General features: G+C 35.5%; 15 protein-coding genes. 7 read left to right on the forward strand and 8 right to left on the reverse strand.

The window, feature by feature from the left end:
* The first annotated feature begins 35 nt into the window (after positions 1 to 35).
* Positions 36 to 2,201: a prolyl oligopeptidase family serine peptidase gene (locus ACB104_RS07820; protein ID WP_370477727.1), complete on the forward strand. Its 2,166-nt coding sequence runs from the start codon at positions 36 to 38 to the stop codon at positions 2,199 to 2,201.
* Between the two features lie 38 nt (positions 2,202 to 2,239).
* On the opposite strand, the gene ACB104_RS07825 is transcribed toward ACB104_RS07820, so the two are convergent.
* From ACB104_RS07825 to ACB104_RS07835, 3 genes are all read right to left on the reverse strand, one after another.
* Positions 2,240 to 2,554 (reverse strand): hypothetical protein, encoded by a 315-nt coding sequence (locus ACB104_RS07825; protein ID WP_370477728.1) that lies wholly within the window; start codon positions 2,552 to 2,554, stop codon positions 2,240 to 2,242.
* 138 nt (positions 2,555 to 2,692) lie between these two features.
* A complete protein-coding gene (locus tag ACB104_RS07830) occupies positions 2,693 to 3,442 on the reverse strand; it encodes a uroporphyrinogen-III synthase (protein ID WP_370477729.1) in 750 nt (249 codons plus the stop codon).
* A 21-nt stretch (positions 3,443 to 3,463) separates the two neighbouring features.
* Complete coding sequence (locus ACB104_RS07835) at positions 3,464 to 4,111, reverse strand: DUF4271 domain-containing protein (RefSeq protein WP_370477730.1); 648 nt, start codon at positions 4,109 to 4,111, stop codon at positions 3,464 to 3,466.
* A 210-nt stretch (positions 4,112 to 4,321) separates the two neighbouring features.
* Between ACB104_RS07835 and ACB104_RS07840 the strand changes: the two genes are divergently transcribed.
* The 3 genes from ACB104_RS07840 to ACB104_RS07850 are packed head-to-tail and all read left to right on the forward strand — an operon-like array spanning position 4,322 to position 6,947.
* A complete protein-coding gene (locus ACB104_RS07840; RefSeq protein WP_370477731.1) occupies positions 4,322 to 5,044 on the forward strand; it encodes a polyprenol monophosphomannose synthase in 723 nt (240 codons plus the stop codon).
* Between the two features lie 8 nt (positions 5,045 to 5,052).
* Positions 5,053 to 6,396 carry a dihydroorotase gene (locus tag ACB104_RS07845; protein WP_370477732.1) on the forward strand — a complete coding sequence of 448 codons (1,344 nt, stop codon included), beginning with the start codon at positions 5,053 to 5,055 and terminating at the stop codon, positions 6,394 to 6,396.
* Complete coding sequence (locus tag ACB104_RS07850) at positions 6,393 to 6,947, forward strand: DUF4296 domain-containing protein (RefSeq protein WP_370477733.1); 555 nt, start codon at positions 6,393 to 6,395, stop codon at positions 6,945 to 6,947. Before ACB104_RS07845 ends, ACB104_RS07850 begins: the two co-directional genes overlap by 4 nt.
* Here the strand turns inward: ACB104_RS07850 and ACB104_RS07855 are convergent.
* Positions 6,910 to 7,917, reverse strand: a complete 1,008-nt coding sequence (locus ACB104_RS07855; protein WP_370477734.1) for an NAD-dependent epimerase/dehydratase family protein — start codon at positions 7,915 to 7,917, stop codon at positions 6,910 to 6,912. The genes ACB104_RS07850 and ACB104_RS07855 overlap by 38 nt on opposite strands.
* Positions 7,918 to 8,002: 85 nt before the next feature.
* Here ACB104_RS07855 and tyrS point away from each other — a divergent pair, with 85 nt between their 5' ends.
* Entirely contained in the window at positions 8,003 to 9,298 is a 1,296-nt protein-coding gene (gene tyrS, locus ACB104_RS07860) for a tyrosine--tRNA ligase (protein ID WP_370477735.1), read from the forward strand.
* Positions 9,299 to 9,503: 205 nt separating this feature from the next.
* Here tyrS and ACB104_RS07865 read toward each other — a convergent pair whose 3' ends face one another.
* The 3 genes from ACB104_RS07865 to ACB104_RS07875 all read right to left on the reverse strand — a co-directional run bounded on the left by ACB104_RS07865 (position 9,504) and on the right by ACB104_RS07875 (position 11,329).
* Complete coding sequence (locus ACB104_RS07865) at positions 9,504 to 9,845, reverse strand: YHS domain-containing (seleno)protein (RefSeq protein WP_370477736.1); 342 nt, start codon at positions 9,843 to 9,845, stop codon at positions 9,504 to 9,506.
* A 76-nt stretch (positions 9,846 to 9,921) separates the two neighbouring features.
* Positions 9,922 to 10,902 carry a LuxE/PaaK family acyltransferase gene (locus ACB104_RS07870; RefSeq protein WP_370477737.1) on the reverse strand — a complete coding sequence of 327 codons (981 nt, stop codon included), beginning with the start codon at positions 10,900 to 10,902 and terminating at the stop codon, positions 9,922 to 9,924.
* 82 nt (positions 10,903 to 10,984) lie between these two features.
* Positions 10,985 to 11,329, reverse strand: a complete 345-nt coding sequence (locus tag ACB104_RS07875) for a T9SS type A sorting domain-containing protein (protein ID WP_370477738.1) — start codon at positions 11,327 to 11,329, stop codon at positions 10,985 to 10,987.
* A 196-nt stretch (positions 11,330 to 11,525) separates the two neighbouring features.
* Between ACB104_RS07875 and ACB104_RS07880 the strand changes: the two genes are divergently transcribed.
* Positions 11,526 to 12,206, forward strand: a complete 681-nt coding sequence (locus ACB104_RS07880; protein ID WP_370477739.1) for a response regulator transcription factor — start codon at positions 11,526 to 11,528, stop codon at positions 12,204 to 12,206.
* Positions 12,206 to 13,249, forward strand: coding sequence for a sensor histidine kinase (locus ACB104_RS07885; protein ID WP_370477740.1), 1,044 nt, complete (start codon positions 12,206 to 12,208; stop codon positions 13,247 to 13,249). Before ACB104_RS07880 ends, ACB104_RS07885 begins: the two co-directional genes overlap by 1 nt.
* Here ACB104_RS07885 and ACB104_RS07890 read toward each other — a convergent pair.
* Positions 13,232 to 14,281: a glycosyltransferase gene (locus tag ACB104_RS07890; protein ID WP_370477741.1), complete on the reverse strand. Its 1,050-nt coding sequence runs from the start codon at positions 14,279 to 14,281 to the stop codon at positions 13,232 to 13,234. The genes ACB104_RS07885 and ACB104_RS07890 overlap by 18 nt on opposite strands.
* Position 14,282: the final 1 nt, after the last annotated feature.

The raw sequence follows: 14,282 nt of genomic DNA on the forward strand, positions 1-14,282 counted from the left end.
GGTTTCTAATGAATCTTTAATTTAATAACAAACAGATGAAAAGAACTTTGGTTTTTATCCTTTGCATGGTTTCTTTCGTTTTGCAAGCTCAAAACGTAACAAAACCAGAACTGCTTCCTCAAAAAATTGTGACAAATACCTATCATGGCACCACACTTGAAGATCCTTATCAATATCTTGAAAACTTAGACGACCCAGAAGTAATTACATGGATGAGGGATAATGCCAACTATGCAAATTCTGTATTAAATAGTATTTCGGGTAAGCAGGAGCTATTTGATAAAATGAAGGAATTGATAGAAAGAAGGGCGGCCTCAATTTATAATCTTCAAATTACAGATGATGATGTTTATTACTATTTGAAAAGAGTGCCGGGTGAAGAAATCGGTAAAATGTACACACGCAAAGGTTACGAAGGTGATGAAAAATTGTTTTTTGACCCCACCAAGTTTAGAAGCGATGAAGGTAAAACATATGTTGTTCAATCCATTACACCCAACATAAATGGGGATAAGATAGCTGTGAGTGTATCTCCAAATGGCTCTGAAAACCCAGAAACACTTTTGTTTAAGGATACCGGTGAACAATATGATGAGATTATTCATCTAGGAAGAGGTATTTCCTGGAGGCCGGATGGCGAATCATTTTATTATAATAAATATAATTCCCCTGATGTTTCCGATATGAACAGGAAACTTTACACTTTGGTTTATTTGCATACCGTGGGGAGTAATCAATCTGAAGATACCATAGTTTTTTCAAAAGATGACTATGCAAGTTTAGACATTAAGGAAATGGAAATACCTATTATTCTTTATGGCAAAGAAGCAGATGTTAATATTTTGATTCCAAGTTCTGTTGATAAAGACATAGAATTATTCATGAAGGATTCAAATGATGAGGCTGCAGACTGGAAATTGGTATTAAGTAGAGAGGATGACGTGATTAATTTGACAGCTAATTCAAAGTTTGTGTATTATCTAACCCATAAGGATGCGCCAAACTATAAAATAGTTAGAGCTTCACTTGAGGCTCCTGAGTTTTCAAATGCGGAAATTGTGGTGAAGGAATCTGATGATGAAATTATCACAGGGTTTAGCCTTACAAAAGATGGGTTGTATTACACTACAGTTAGAAACGGCGTTGAAGCCAAAGTATATTATCTTGCACATGGGGAAACTGAAAGTGTGGAACTGAATCTGCCTTTTGCGGCGGGCCAGGCATCTGTTTCTAGCAGAGGTAGTAAGTTTTCAGATATTTGGATTTCAATTTCTGGATGGACATCACCTGGCAAACGATTTTTGTACAGTCCAGATAAAAACACATTCACACACCAACAATTGTCCACTGTAGTTGAATACCCTGAATTAAAGAATCTTATAGCCAAGGAAGTGGAGGTTAAGTCCCATGACGGTGTAATGGTTCCCGTATCAATTATTTATAGCAAAGATTTAAAATTGAACGGGCAAAATCCTGCTGTTATATATAGTTATGGTGCCTATGGAAATTCAACGTCTCCCTTTTTTAGTCCAATATTTCTAGCTTATACAATGTATGATGGGATTTTAGTTGTACCCCACGTTAGGGGGGGTGGTGAGCTTGGGGATGCTTGGCACAGAGCGGGACAAAAATTAAATAAGCCAAATACATGGAAAGATGCCATTGCAACCGCAGAGTATTTAATAGATGAAGGCTATTCCAACCCAAAAAAGATATCCATTTTTGGCGGTAGTGCAGGAGGGATTTTGGTGGGTAGATCAATTACCGAACGGCCCGATTTATTTGTGGCCGCTTCACCTTTGGTGGGCGCTATGAATACAGTGCGAATGGAAGAAACACCCAACGGGCCAGTAAATACCCCAGAGTTTGGTACGGCAAAAGACCCGGAAGAGTTTAAAGGTTTATTGGCTATGGATTCTTATCATAATTTAAAGCCTGGCACAGATTATCCTGCTACATTAATTACAGCAGGGATGAACGACCCAAGGGTAATAGCATGGGAGCCTTCAAAATTTGCAGCTAAAATGCAACATGATAACAAAGGAGATTCTCCAATTTTATTCTTGACTAATTTTGATGAGGGTCATGGTATCGGCAATACGTTGTCCCAAACGCTAAATAATTTTGCTAATGTTTTTTCTTTTTTCTATTGGCAATCTCGACATCCAGACTTTAAATTAAAAAAATTGGTTAAAGATTAAAGAATGAAAAAAGGGACGTTTTTAAAAACGCCCTTTTTTTAAAGAATGATAATCAATAGTAAAATGATTATAATGGCCCCGCTGGAAATGTAAATGCCATTTCCTGATGCCCTAACACTTTTTTTAATGGTGCGGACTTCTTTGAGGAGTTCCTTTCTTTCAGCACGGTTTAGAGTTGACTTATCTATTTCCTTAATTTCATAAAGACGGTCAATCATTATTTTAATTTCTGGTGGTATTTCGGTTGTTTTTGTCGTTGCATGGACGGTTGATTTTTCCTTAGCCCTTATAGTATTAGGAAATGCGCTCAGCGAGAGAAACATAACCAATAAAAAGAAAACTTTTTTAGTCATAATATTATTTTTTTAATTTTTACTTCTATAAATATACGCTTTTCTGGAGGTTTTGAGACTTAATCTTTAAGAGCCCCTGCAACAAAAAAAAGGGACGATTTGAAAAATCGTCCCTTTTTTTATTGTTGTAAAATTATCTTATTTCCCTTTGTTAACCTTCTCAATATACTTTTCCAAGGCCATGGTCATTGAAGGTGTTTCTGGTGTTGGTGCCGCAATATCTACGCGTAACCCTTTTTCTTCTACGGCTTTAATGGTCGTATTTCCAAATACGGCAATACGTGTTTCATTTTGTTTGAAATCAGGGAAATTTTGAAACAAGGATTCAATTCCAGAAGGACTAAAAAATACCAAAACATCGTAAAAAACATTGGCCAAATCTGATAAATCGCTGATTACAGTCTTATAAAAAACGGCCTGTTTCCAGTTTACGCCTAAAGCATCCAAAGTGTTTGGTACTTCAGGTTTTACCTTATCGGTATTTGGTAACAGGAATTTTTCGTCTTTATATTTCTTGATTAATGGCGAAAGCTCAGAAAAAGTACGTTTGCCAACATAAATTTTACGCTTTCTGTACACCACATACTTTTGAAGATAAAAAGCCACAGCTTCAGACTGGCAAAAATATTTCATCGTATCTGGCACCTTAAAGCGCATTTCTTGAGCCACCCTAAAAAAGTGGTCAACAGCATTTCGACTAGTAAGAATAATAGCCGTATAATTGTTTAAGTCTACTTTTTGATGTCTGATTTCCTTTGCTGGAACCCCTTCAACATGAATAAAAGGCCTGAAATCAATTTTCACATGTTGTTTTTCTTGTAAATCGAAGTAAGGCGAGTTCTCAATTTTTGGTTCAGGCTGGGACACTAAAATAGTTTTCACTTTCATAAGCGTAGGCAGTTTTTTCTTTTATTTATCGAAAAACACCTTGTATAAAATAACGTACGGTGCAATTTCGAGAGCGCAAAGATACAAAATAAAATAGAATAAGTTGTGTTTTAGTAAACTTTGATTTGCTTTTAAAGAGCTAATTAATCCAATAATATTCAATGATAACAACAATCCGATAATGCTGTAAATGATTGTTTTATTTGGCTCAAAACTGTACAATAGCAAAGCATTAATGGGCAGTAAAACAAGTCCCAAAAAGTTTTTAAAACTTATTTTTTGGAAGATATACTGGTCAACCAACTTATCAATTTCAAAAAGGCTGCCTATTAATCGCTCAACTAGTACTTTTATTAAAATGAAAGCAGCTATGGCAAAAGCAAGTTGGAACATGCTGTTTAAAGAGAGACTGTTTGTGCCAAAAATGAGCCTAATACTTATAAAACAGAATAAAGAAACAGACAGTATGAGGTTGCCAAAAAGCAATGCGTCAAATTTGTCAAAGAATTTTTGGTCTCGCGAGTATATTTTAAGGTATTTGTCGTTTCCCAGTACCAATACAAAATCATCAAAACGCTTTGGGGAAGTAAGTTTTGCAATGGCAACAACAACTAGTCCAACAACGATTAGCACGGTAAACAACTCATTTGAAACTATGTTACGAAGCATGCCATAAAATTATTATATTTTTCAATATCGGAGTGTATTATTGAGTATTATTTAAAAAAAATAAACACTTAATAATGTACATTTGCTAAAAACTAATTTTCGTGAATATTCTCTGAACTGGCTATCCTGTGGTTGAAGTGAAAATGGACTTAATAAGGAAGAAGTAAACTTCAGAGTGTTTTAAAATTGATTATCGAGTAAAATTGAATTATGCCCGAGATTGTTGTAATTATTCCAACATATAACGAGATAGAAAATATTGAGGCTATCATCAAGGCCGTTTTTTCACAGTCAGATGACATCCATGTTTTAATAGTTGACGATAATTCCCCAGATCTTACAGCATTAAAAGTAAAAGAGCTTCAAAAAGATTTTAAAGACCGTTTGTTTTTGGAAATAAGAAAGGAAAAATCAGGTTTGGGCACCGCTTATATAAGTGGATTTAAATGGGCCCTAAAAAGGGAATACCAATATATTTTTGAAATGGATGCCGATTTTTCACATAACCCAAAAGATGTTCTAAGACTTTATGAAACTTGCCAATCGGGTGGTGCCGATATGGCCATTGGGTCAAGGTACGTTACCGGTGTTAATGTGGTTAATTGGCCTATGGCAAGGGTGCTAATGTCTTATTTTGCATCAAAGTATGTGCGTTTTATTACGGGCATGAAAATTCATGACGCCACCGCCGGATATGTTTGTTATAAAAGAAATGTTTTAGAGACCATTAACCTAGACACTATAAAGTTTATTGGCTATGCATTTCAAATTGAAATGAAATTTAAGGCCTATATAAAAAACTTTAAGATTGTTGAAGTGCCTGTTGTTTTCACAGATAGAACAAAAGGAGAATCCAAATTAAGTTCTGGCATAATTTCTGAAGCCATTTTTGGAGTAATCTCAATGAAGTTGAAGAGTTTATTTAAAAAATAAAGCTACCAATGAAAAAAACTACCCTTATAAAAAATGCCAACATAGTAAATGAAGGTACTATTTTTAGTGGCGATATACTTATTGAAGGCGAATATATAAAGCAGATAGATGAGTCTATCAGTGCAAAATCTTCCAATGTAAATGTTTTTGATGCCGAAGGGAGATATGTTTTGCCCGGGGTAATAGACGACCAAGTACATTTTCGTGAACCCGGTTTAACTCACAAAGCCAATATTGAGACCGAAAGTAAGGCCGCTATTGCAGGGGGAATTACGTCGTTTATTGAAATGCCCAATACCAATCCGCAAACCACAACTATTGAGGAATTGGAAAACAAATTCAAAAGAGCTTCAAAAACATCGTTTGCCAATTATTCTTTTATGTTTGGCGGCACTAATGATAATTTAGAAGAAATTTTAAAACTGGATGTCAACCAAGTTGCAGGACTAAAGTTGTTCTTGGGTTCTTCAACAGGCAATATGTTGGTGGATGATGCTGAGGTTTTAGAAAAAATCTTCAAAAGCACAAACATGCTTATTTCAGTGCATTGCGAAGACGAGGGTACCATTAAAAAGAATTTTGCTAAGTATCATGACAAATATGGGGATGATATTCCAATAAAATACCATCCCAAAATACGAAGTGAGGAAGCTTGCTATTTGTCATCTTCCAAAGCTACTGAATTGGCAAAAAAGACGGGTGCAAGATTGCATGTTTTTCATCTTTCAACGGGAAAGGAAACCGGTCTGTTTACAAATAAAATTCCGTTGGAAGAAAAAAAGATAACAGCCGAAGTATGCATACATCACCTATGGTTTTCTGATGAAGATTATGAAAAAAAAGGTACTTTAATCAAGTGGAACCCAGCTGTAAAAACCAGTGCTGATAGGGATAAATTGTGGGAGGCTTTACTTGATGATCGAATTGATGTTATAGCTACGGACCATGCGCCTCATACTATAGACGAGAAGAAAAACGTTTATACCAATGCGCCTTCGGGTGGGCCTTTGGTGCAACATGCACTTCCGGCCATGCTTGAAATGTACCACAGAGGAAAAATATCAATAGAAAAAGTAGTTGAAAAAATGTGCCACAACCCTGCTATTTTATTTCAGGTTGAACGACGTGGGTTTATTAGGGAAGGCTATTTTGCCGACTTAGTTTTGGTAGATTTGAATAACCCATGGACGGTAAAAAAAGAAAATATTTTATATAAATGTGGGTGGTCGCCGTTTGAGGGTGCCACATTTAAATCTAGAATTACACATACTTTTTTAAATGGTAATTTGGTATACCAAAACTCAAAATTTAGCAATGTAAAATCGGCTAAACGATTAACATTTAATAGATGATTTTAAGAAAATATTTATTGGCAATTGTATTGGTTTTAATGGTTGTGGCCTGTAAAAAAGTAAAAGGACCGGATAAACCAAAAAACCTGATTTCAAAAAAAGAAATGGTCAATATTTTAATTGATGCAAAACTTGTTTCTTCGGCAAGCGCCATGAATAAAAGAATCATGAGGGATAGTGGAATGGTTATCAAGAACTACGTTTTTGTCAAGTATAATATTGATAGTTTGCAGTTTGCCCAGAGCAATGATTATTATGCTTTTCATATAAAAGATTACGAAGATATTTACACCGAGGTTGAGGATAGCTTAGAGCGACTTAAGCAAAAGCTTAAAGAGCAGGAGGCCGAAGAATGGAAAATGCAAACCAAACGTGAGGAGGATTCATTAAAAGCCATAAAAAAAGATTCGGCCGAGGTGATAGAAGAGAAGTATTCTTTAAGTCCGTTGAAAAGGAATGATTCCATTATTAAGGGGCTCGTTGATAAAAAATATGAGCAAAACAAAAAGTTCCTTAAACCTGTTTCAGATACTGTTTCCCCACTGAATTAATGCTTTCTTCAATAGGTTGAAATTCATAGTTAAGGGCATTTTTTACTTTAATGCTGTTAAACCTTTTTTCAGTAGATATTGCTTCTGCTAAATGCCTGGTTAGTCGTCTGCGTTTGCCGGTTAGCTTGTGGTTTAGCCAATCGAGTTTCCAAATAATGTCCAACAAGGTTTTTGTTGCCAATTTAGTAGGGGGCTGTGAATTGACTGATTTAGCTAAAGCTTGAAGAAAATCTTTATAGGCCCAATTTTCTGCCACTAAAACAAACCGTTCATTTTTTATATGGCTATCCATGAGTCCAATCATGATGGCAACAACATCTTCCACTGCCACGACACCAATGGTTCCAGAAGGGAAATATTTCATGCCTTTATGTGCTCTTTTAAATAAGCTTCCTGAGCCGTAACGCCAAATGCCGCTTCCCAAAATTACCCCAGGATTAACAATTATGGTATCAACCCCTTCTTGGGTGCCGCGCCAAACTTCCATTTCGGCACCGTACTTTGTTATACCATAAACACTATTGTCTGACTCTGGATTCCAAACCGTTTCTTCAGTAACATCTTCATTTTTCAGAGGTCTGCCTAAGGTTGCCACGGAGCTCACATAGCAAAGTTTTTCAATGTTATGGGAAACACATAGGTTCACCACGTTGGCTGTGCCTTCAATGTTTGTTTTTCTTAAAAGATGGTATTTATCGGGCTCGAAAGATACAAAAGCGGCACTGTGATAAACTTTATTGACTCCCTTAAGAGCATTGGTTAAGGACGGAACATCCAAAATATCTGCCTTAACCCAATCAATAGAATCAAAAATGTCTTCGTAATTATTGGTGTAACACGAAAAAACGCTTTTTACATTGTCAAGTTTACGTTCCTTTCGGTAAATGGCCCGCACTTTTTCATTTGCTTTGGCAAGCCTAAACAGCAAATGCGCACCAACCAAACCAGTACCTCCTGTTACTAAAATCATAGAACTAATGTAAAGAAATATTCATTATGTCTCAGTAATTATACCTGTATTTTTATCTTTGCATAGTTTTTTAAAAAGTAGAACCATGATAAAGAATTTTGTTGAAGAATTAACTTGGAGAGGCATGATCCATACGGTTATGCCGGGTGCCGAAGAACACTTAATGGAAGGCATGCGAAGTGCCTATGTAGGGTTCGATCCAACAGCAGATTCTTTACATATTGGTAATTTGGTGCCAATCATGTTGTTGGCCCATTATCAGCGTTGCGGACATAGACCCGTGGCTTTGGTTGGGGGTGCAACCGGAATGATTGGTGACCCATCTGGCAAGTCCAGCGAACGTAATTTATTGGACGAAAAAACATTACGCCATAATCAAGAAGCCATAAAAAATCAATTGGCCCATTTTTTAGATTTTGAAAGTAATGCCGACAACGCCGCTATTTTGGTAAACAATTATGATTGGATGAAAGAGTTCTCGTTTTTGGAATTCATTCGCGATGTTGGTAAGCACATTACCGTGAATTACATGATGGCAAAGGATTCTGTTAAGAACAGGATTTCATCAGACTCTACAGAAGGTATGAGTTTTACGGAATTCACCTATCAATTGGTTCAAGGTTATGATTTTCTTCATTTGTACAAAGAAAAGGATTGCACTATTCAAATGGGCGGTAGCGACCAATGGGGTAATATAACTACCGGAACGGAGCTCATTAGAAGAATTGATAGCGGAAAGGGTTATGCTATTACATGCCCTTTAATAACAAAATCTGATGGGTCTAAATTTGGAAAATCTGAAGGCGGAAATGTATGGTTGGATGCTGAAAGAACGTCACCTTATAAATTCTATCAATATTGGTTGAACTCTAGTGACGAGGATGCCGAAAAGTATATCAAGATTTTCACGTTTTTAAATGAAGCTGAAATCAGAACATTTACCGAAGAACACAAACAAGCCCCTCATTTAAGGATTTTACAGAAACGTTTGGCAGAAGAAATTACCACAATGGTGCATTCAAAAGAGGATTTGGAAAATGCCATCAAGGCAAGTAATATACTTTTTGGAAATTCTACAGGAGATGATTTAAAGCAACTCAACGAAAAAACGTTTTTAGATGTTTTTGAGGGAGTGCCTCAAACACAAATTTCAAAATCTGAAATTGAAAATGGTTTGGATGTTATAGCTGCTTTGGCTGAAAAGGGTGGGTTTTTAAAATCAAACGGAGAGGCGAGAAGGGCATTAAAAGAAAACTCTATTTCCGTAAATAAAGAAAAAGTAAAAGAAGACTACAGCATCACTTCAAAAGACCTGATTAATAATAAATTTGTGCTTTTGCAACGCGGTAAAAAGAATTATTTCGTTTTGCAGGTCATATAAAATAATAAAGCCCGATTTTTAAAATCGGGCTTTATAAAACTAACAAACCAAACTAATAACTAAATTTTTCTTTTTCTTAGTCATTGGTTTGGTCGTAAGCTATATGTTGACCTTACTGAGAAATTATTTTTTTTCAAACTTTATTTTATTCCAGTTTTTATCGGCTTTTTTTGGAGAGCTTCTGCTCCTTCATCATTCCATAATTTCAAGGTGTTTGTGCCCCAAGCATTATAAAACAGGTAAAACTTGTCGTCTTTAATTTGAAATGTTTTTGGGTCAATGCCACTTTTTCGGCTTTAGCACCAATTGCATAAGCATAATAGCCACCATATTGTGGTAAGTATTTTTTAGGGTCTTTTAAAAAGGTATTTAAGTTTTCTTCAGAAGAAAATTTATAGTCCACACCGTCAAAGGTAGTTTTAAACTGATTGTTTCCTTCAATGGCTTTATTGCTGAAACAGGAGACGACATCATATCCATTGGCTATGTATCCTTTTTTCACATTATAGCCTATACTTTGTGCTGAAATAAAAGAAATAGATAACAAAATGAGGGATTGAAATAAACTTTCATCGTGAATCGTTTTTCCAATAAGTCTGAAATTGAACGAAAAATTACATTAGCTAAAGCACCATGAGGTTGCAGCCACGAATATCAGAGTTGTCAAAACGTCCAATGACTTCAAATGAACCATCGGGATTAATAGTGCCCAAATCTTGGGTTGCTATGAAGGAACAAGAGTTGATGTTTGCCAAATCAATAACATTAATACCGCCTGTTCTATTTGGACTTTGAATGTTGAGTGCATCTTCGGTATCGCGGGTTAAAACTTTCATCCACGGAGGGCACTTAAAAACCCCGTCGCCTTGGGAGTATGCCTGGCTTAAAAGTTCTGTCATGCCATATTCGCTATGAATGGTTTCAATACCAAAACCTTTTTTTAGTCTATTGTGAAGTTCTTCCCGAATCAGTTCTTTCCGTCTGCCTTTCATGCCACCTGTTTCCATAATAATGGTGTTTTTTAAGCTGAATTGATAAGTTTCAATCAAATCGAGCAACGCAAAAGAAACACCAATTAGTAATATTTTTTTTCCTTCAGCATCTAGTGTTTTTAATTGCTTTTGCAATTCTGAAATATTATTCAAATAAAATCCGCTTTCTTTGTGTTTTGAAGCTTTTATCATGGCATCAACCATATAAATCAGTGAAGAACCTTGGCGCTCAAGATAGGAGGGTAGCAACCCTAAAATAACGTAGTCGTCAATATTTCCATAAAAATGTTCAAAACCTTTGGTAAAGCTTTTTTGGTAAATGCCCAAATCTGTAACGTGGTGTTTGCTTGTTGTGTCTCCCGCTGTTCCAGAGCTTGTAAAGGTGGTTTTGACAGGCGATGAGGTACTTAAAACGGCTTTGGTTTTAAAAAACTGGATGGGAAGAAAAGGAATGTCATTTACGGTTTTAACATCGCTGGGATGTTTGTATAATAAATCGCAAAAAGAGCGATAGACTTTATTGTTTTCAAACTGAAATTTGAAGATTTGTAATGCCAAATCTTCAAATTCGTTGTCATTTTTAATCTTGAAAATGGAATGGGTATCAATCATGCCTCAAATAATGAAACAAAAGTATGTAAAATAAAAAAGCGCCACCAAATGGTAGCGTTTTTAATTATATGGTTCAAATATGTTATTTAATCACTAATTTTCTTGCTTCACTAACCTTGTTTTCTGTAATCTTTAAAATATAAACCCCTTTGCTGAGATTGGATATATTTAACTCTTTCCCTTTTAACTCGGTGGAAAATATGCGTTTGCCCAAAACATCATAAAACTCAATGATTTTATCAGAATTAAGTTTTGATTGAATGGTAATAAAGCTTTGAGAGCTACTGTTTACAGGGTTTGGATATATTGCCAAGCCTGAAATACTTTCTTCAGGAGGATTCTGGTTTTTACTGTTTTGTCCCATAACAGATGGAACTGAAAACAGCATAAATGCGAAAAGTAAAAATGCAAAGTAGGTATTTTTCATAAGCTCAAATTTGGTTGTGTAAAGGTAAGTATTTACATCAAAATTGATGCCAAAGTACTGTTAAATAATACTGTAATTGGTCGAAAAATTAAATTCAAGTCATCGTAATGTTACCTTAAAGTTATTAATTTTACATATTTCATAATATTGTACTTTAAGTTTTATCTTTACTCCAATTTAACATTAGGACTAAATAATGAAGAAAAAGGACATTAAAATTCTGTTGGTTGATGATGAACCGGATATTCTTGAAATAGTTGGGTATAACTTAACCAGTGAGGGCTATCAGGTTGTTACTGCTGAAAATGGGCTACAAGCTGTAAAAAAGGCAAAAAAGGAGCTCCCGCATTTAATTATTATGGATGTGATGATGCCAGAAATGGATGGTATTGAAGCTTGTGAATTGATTAGAAAAAATCCTGATTTAAATAATACCATTGTTACTTTTTTAACAGCAAGAGGAGAAGATTACTCGCAAGTGGCGGGCTTTGATGCCGGTGCTGATGACTATATAACAAAACCAATTAAGCCTAAAGTTTTGGTGAGCAAAGTAAAGGCGCTCTTAAGAAGGTTTAAGGAAGAAGATGTGGTGGATACTGTTAAAGTGGGTAATTTAGTAATCAATAGAGACGAATACAAAATTACGTCCAAAGGAAAAGAAATAATATTGCCACGAAAAGAATTTGAATTGTTATCTTTATTGGCATCAAAGCCAGGAAAAGTATTTAAAAGAGATGAAATACTTGACGCCGTTTGGGGGAATGAAGTAGTTGTTGGTGGCAGAACCATTGATGTACATATTAGAAAACTTCGTGAAAAAATTGGTGATGATAGTTTTAAAACCATAAAAGGTGTTGGCTATAAGTTTGTTGATTAATGCAGGCAAAATTTAAAAAATCTTACAAGTTTGCGATTAAAACATCGCTCTACACAACCATTTTTATAACACTCCTCATGAGTGTTTTTTTGTATTATCTCTATGAGTTTAATTGGTTGCATATTTTGGGGTTTTCGCTCAGTGTGTTTCTGTTTTCTTTTTTAATTATTCAGTTCAGTATTGAGCGCTTTATATACAAAAGGGTGAAAAAAATCTATGATGATTTAACCTTATTGGAATCGGCGAGTTTAAATAAAAGGTCTATCACGACCGATATGAAAACCCTAACTGAAGAAATCGATAAATATGCCCGCGACAAAAAACTGGAAATAGAAACCCTCAAAGTGAGGGAGGAGTACAGGAAAGAGTTTTTAGGCAATGTGTCGCACGAGCTTAAAACTCCCTTGTTTACGGTTCAAGGTTATATTTTAACACTTTTGGATGGTGCTGGTGAAGACGAAAAGCTTAGGGAAAAGTACCTTAAGAGAGCAAGTAAAGGTGTAGAACGCTTGGGTTATATTATTAAAGATTTGGACATGATTACCAAATTGGAAGTTGGTGATTTAAGTTTGAATTTTGAAAAATTTGACATTGTTGAGCTGGTGGAAAACGTTTTTGACATGTTAGAGATGAAAGCCAGTAAGAAGAAAATCACTTTAACTTTTGATAGAGACTACCCCAATCCAATAATGGTTAGGGCGGACAAAGAACGCATTCAACAAGTTCTTGTCAATTTAATCGTTAATTCCTTAAAATACGGCAGGGAAAAGGGGACTACTGAAATAAGTATTGAAAACCTTATAAAAAGTAAGGTTATTATACGTGTAACGGACAATGGAGAGGGCATTGCAAAAACTCATTTACCTAGACTTTTTGAACGTTTTTACCGTGTTGACAAAAGTGGCTCAAGGAAAGAAGGAGGTTCTGGACTGGGTCTATCCATTGTGAAGCATATCATAGAAGCCCATGATGAAAAAATATACGTTGAAAGTGAATTTGGCGTGGGCAGTGAATTTTCTTTTACGCTAGAAAAGGCTAAATAGTTCCTTATAATTAATTTCAAAATCAAAGGATTTTAAGCCCAAATAATGTTTAACTTCATTGAGCTTACTTAAAGTGAAATCATCTTGATTGCAACTTGGTACTAATTGCATTTCGGTTAATCTGCTGGCCAAATATTCTTGTTCAAACTGTCCTGGGGTTGGTATAAAAAATGCTTTTTTGTTCAGTCTAGCCAAATCCATCACCGTGGTATAGCCAGAGCGCGAAATAATCAAAGCGCTTTCATTGATTGTTTTTTCCAATAAACTCGAGGTCATAAAATTGTAAATGGTAATACTGCCAATAAGCTGAATGGTTTGTTCTTGTTCAATGATGCCCTTAACAAAAACAATTTTTCCTGAAAAATTTTTCAACTCTTTTAAAAGCTTTTCCTCGAGTATAGTGCGTTGCGGTTCTGGACCGGAAATCAAAACCATCAAATCATTTTTTATTTCAGAATTGGTTTTGTTAAACCGACTCAAAGGACCAATATATTTTGTTGGGATATCAATCGTTTTTACATGTCCCAAACGTCCGCTTAGATTGACATCACCTTCAACATCAGGAACCCAGCATTCATTGTATTTCTTTATGATTTCTTGGTGCATTTTTGTACTCAACCAAGTGGTGTTTCCACTAAGAACATTTAGTTGGTGTGTAATAAACACAGAAGGCACATATTTGTTGCGAACGCCTAAACGGTTGTCTGAAATAATTCCTGCAATATCGTTGTTATGCTCTAAAATGGCATCAATGGATTTCTTTTCGGCTTTTACGGCCTTTAAAATTTTAGGAGCATCTTTCAGTAATCTTAACCTAAAATTCTTTCCTTTCTTCGCGTAATTTACATCATAAGGAGGTAATTGAGTGGATGAAAGGTTTGGAAATTCCTTCCTTAAAAGAGTTAGTGCGGCACCGTCGCTGGCAATAACAGGAACGAATCCTTCCTGCATTAAGGCAGTGATAATAGGAATGCACCTGGTGGCATGGCCCAGTCCCCAATTTAACGGCGCAACTAAAATTCTTTTCTTCATG

It is taken from the genome of Tamlana flava (genome assembly GCF_041287255.1).
GTDB lineage: Bacteria > Bacteroidota > Bacteroidia > Flavobacteriales > Flavobacteriaceae > Tamlana > Tamlana flava.

What these genes read in the sequence shown, in the direction of transcription:
- ACB104_RS07870 (WP_370477737.1), bottom strand. Translation starts at nt 10,902, where the DNA reads ATGATTGATACCCATTCCATTTTCAAGATTAAAAATGACAACGAATTT.
- ACB104_RS07835 (WP_370477730.1), bottom strand. Translation starts at nt 4,111, where the DNA reads ATGCTTCGTAACATAGTTTCAAATGAGTTGTTTACCGTGCTAATCGTT.
- ACB104_RS07830 (WP_370477729.1), bottom strand. Translation starts at nt 3,442, where the DNA reads ATGAAAGTGAAAACTATTTTAGTGTCCCAGCCTGAACCAAAAATTGAG.
- ACB104_RS07855 (WP_370477734.1), bottom strand. Translation starts at nt 7,917, where the DNA reads ATGATTTTAGTAACAGGAGGTACTGGTTTGGTTGGTGCGCATTTGCTG.
- ACB104_RS07875 (WP_370477738.1), bottom strand. Translation starts at nt 11,329, where the DNA reads ATGAAAAATACCTACTTTGCATTTTTACTTTTCGCATTTATGCTGTTT.
- tyrS (WP_370477735.1), top strand. Translation starts at nt 8,003, where the DNA reads ATGATAAAGAATTTTGTTGAAGAATTAACTTGGAGAGGCATGATCCAT.
- ACB104_RS07880 (WP_370477739.1), top strand. Translation starts at nt 11,526, where the DNA reads ATGAAGAAAAAGGACATTAAAATTCTGTTGGTTGATGATGAACCGGAT.
- ACB104_RS07850 (WP_370477733.1), top strand. Translation starts at nt 6,393, where the DNA reads ATGATTTTAAGAAAATATTTATTGGCAATTGTATTGGTTTTAATGGTT.
- ACB104_RS07825 (WP_370477728.1), bottom strand. Translation starts at nt 2,554, where the DNA reads ATGACTAAAAAAGTTTTCTTTTTATTGGTTATGTTTCTCTCGCTGAGC.
- ACB104_RS07885 (WP_370477740.1), top strand. Translation starts at nt 12,206, where the DNA reads ATGCAGGCAAAATTTAAAAAATCTTACAAGTTTGCGATTAAAACATCG.
- ACB104_RS07845 (WP_370477732.1), top strand. Translation starts at nt 5,053, where the DNA reads ATGAAAAAAACTACCCTTATAAAAAATGCCAACATAGTAAATGAAGGT.
- ACB104_RS07820 (WP_370477727.1), top strand. Translation starts at nt 36, where the DNA reads ATGAAAAGAACTTTGGTTTTTATCCTTTGCATGGTTTCTTTCGTTTTG.
- ACB104_RS07890 (WP_370477741.1), bottom strand. Translation starts at nt 14,281, where the DNA reads ATGAAGAAAAGAATTTTAGTTGCGCCGTTAAATTGGGGACTGGGCCAT.
- ACB104_RS07840 (WP_370477731.1), top strand. Translation starts at nt 4,322, where the DNA reads ATGCCCGAGATTGTTGTAATTATTCCAACATATAACGAGATAGAAAAT.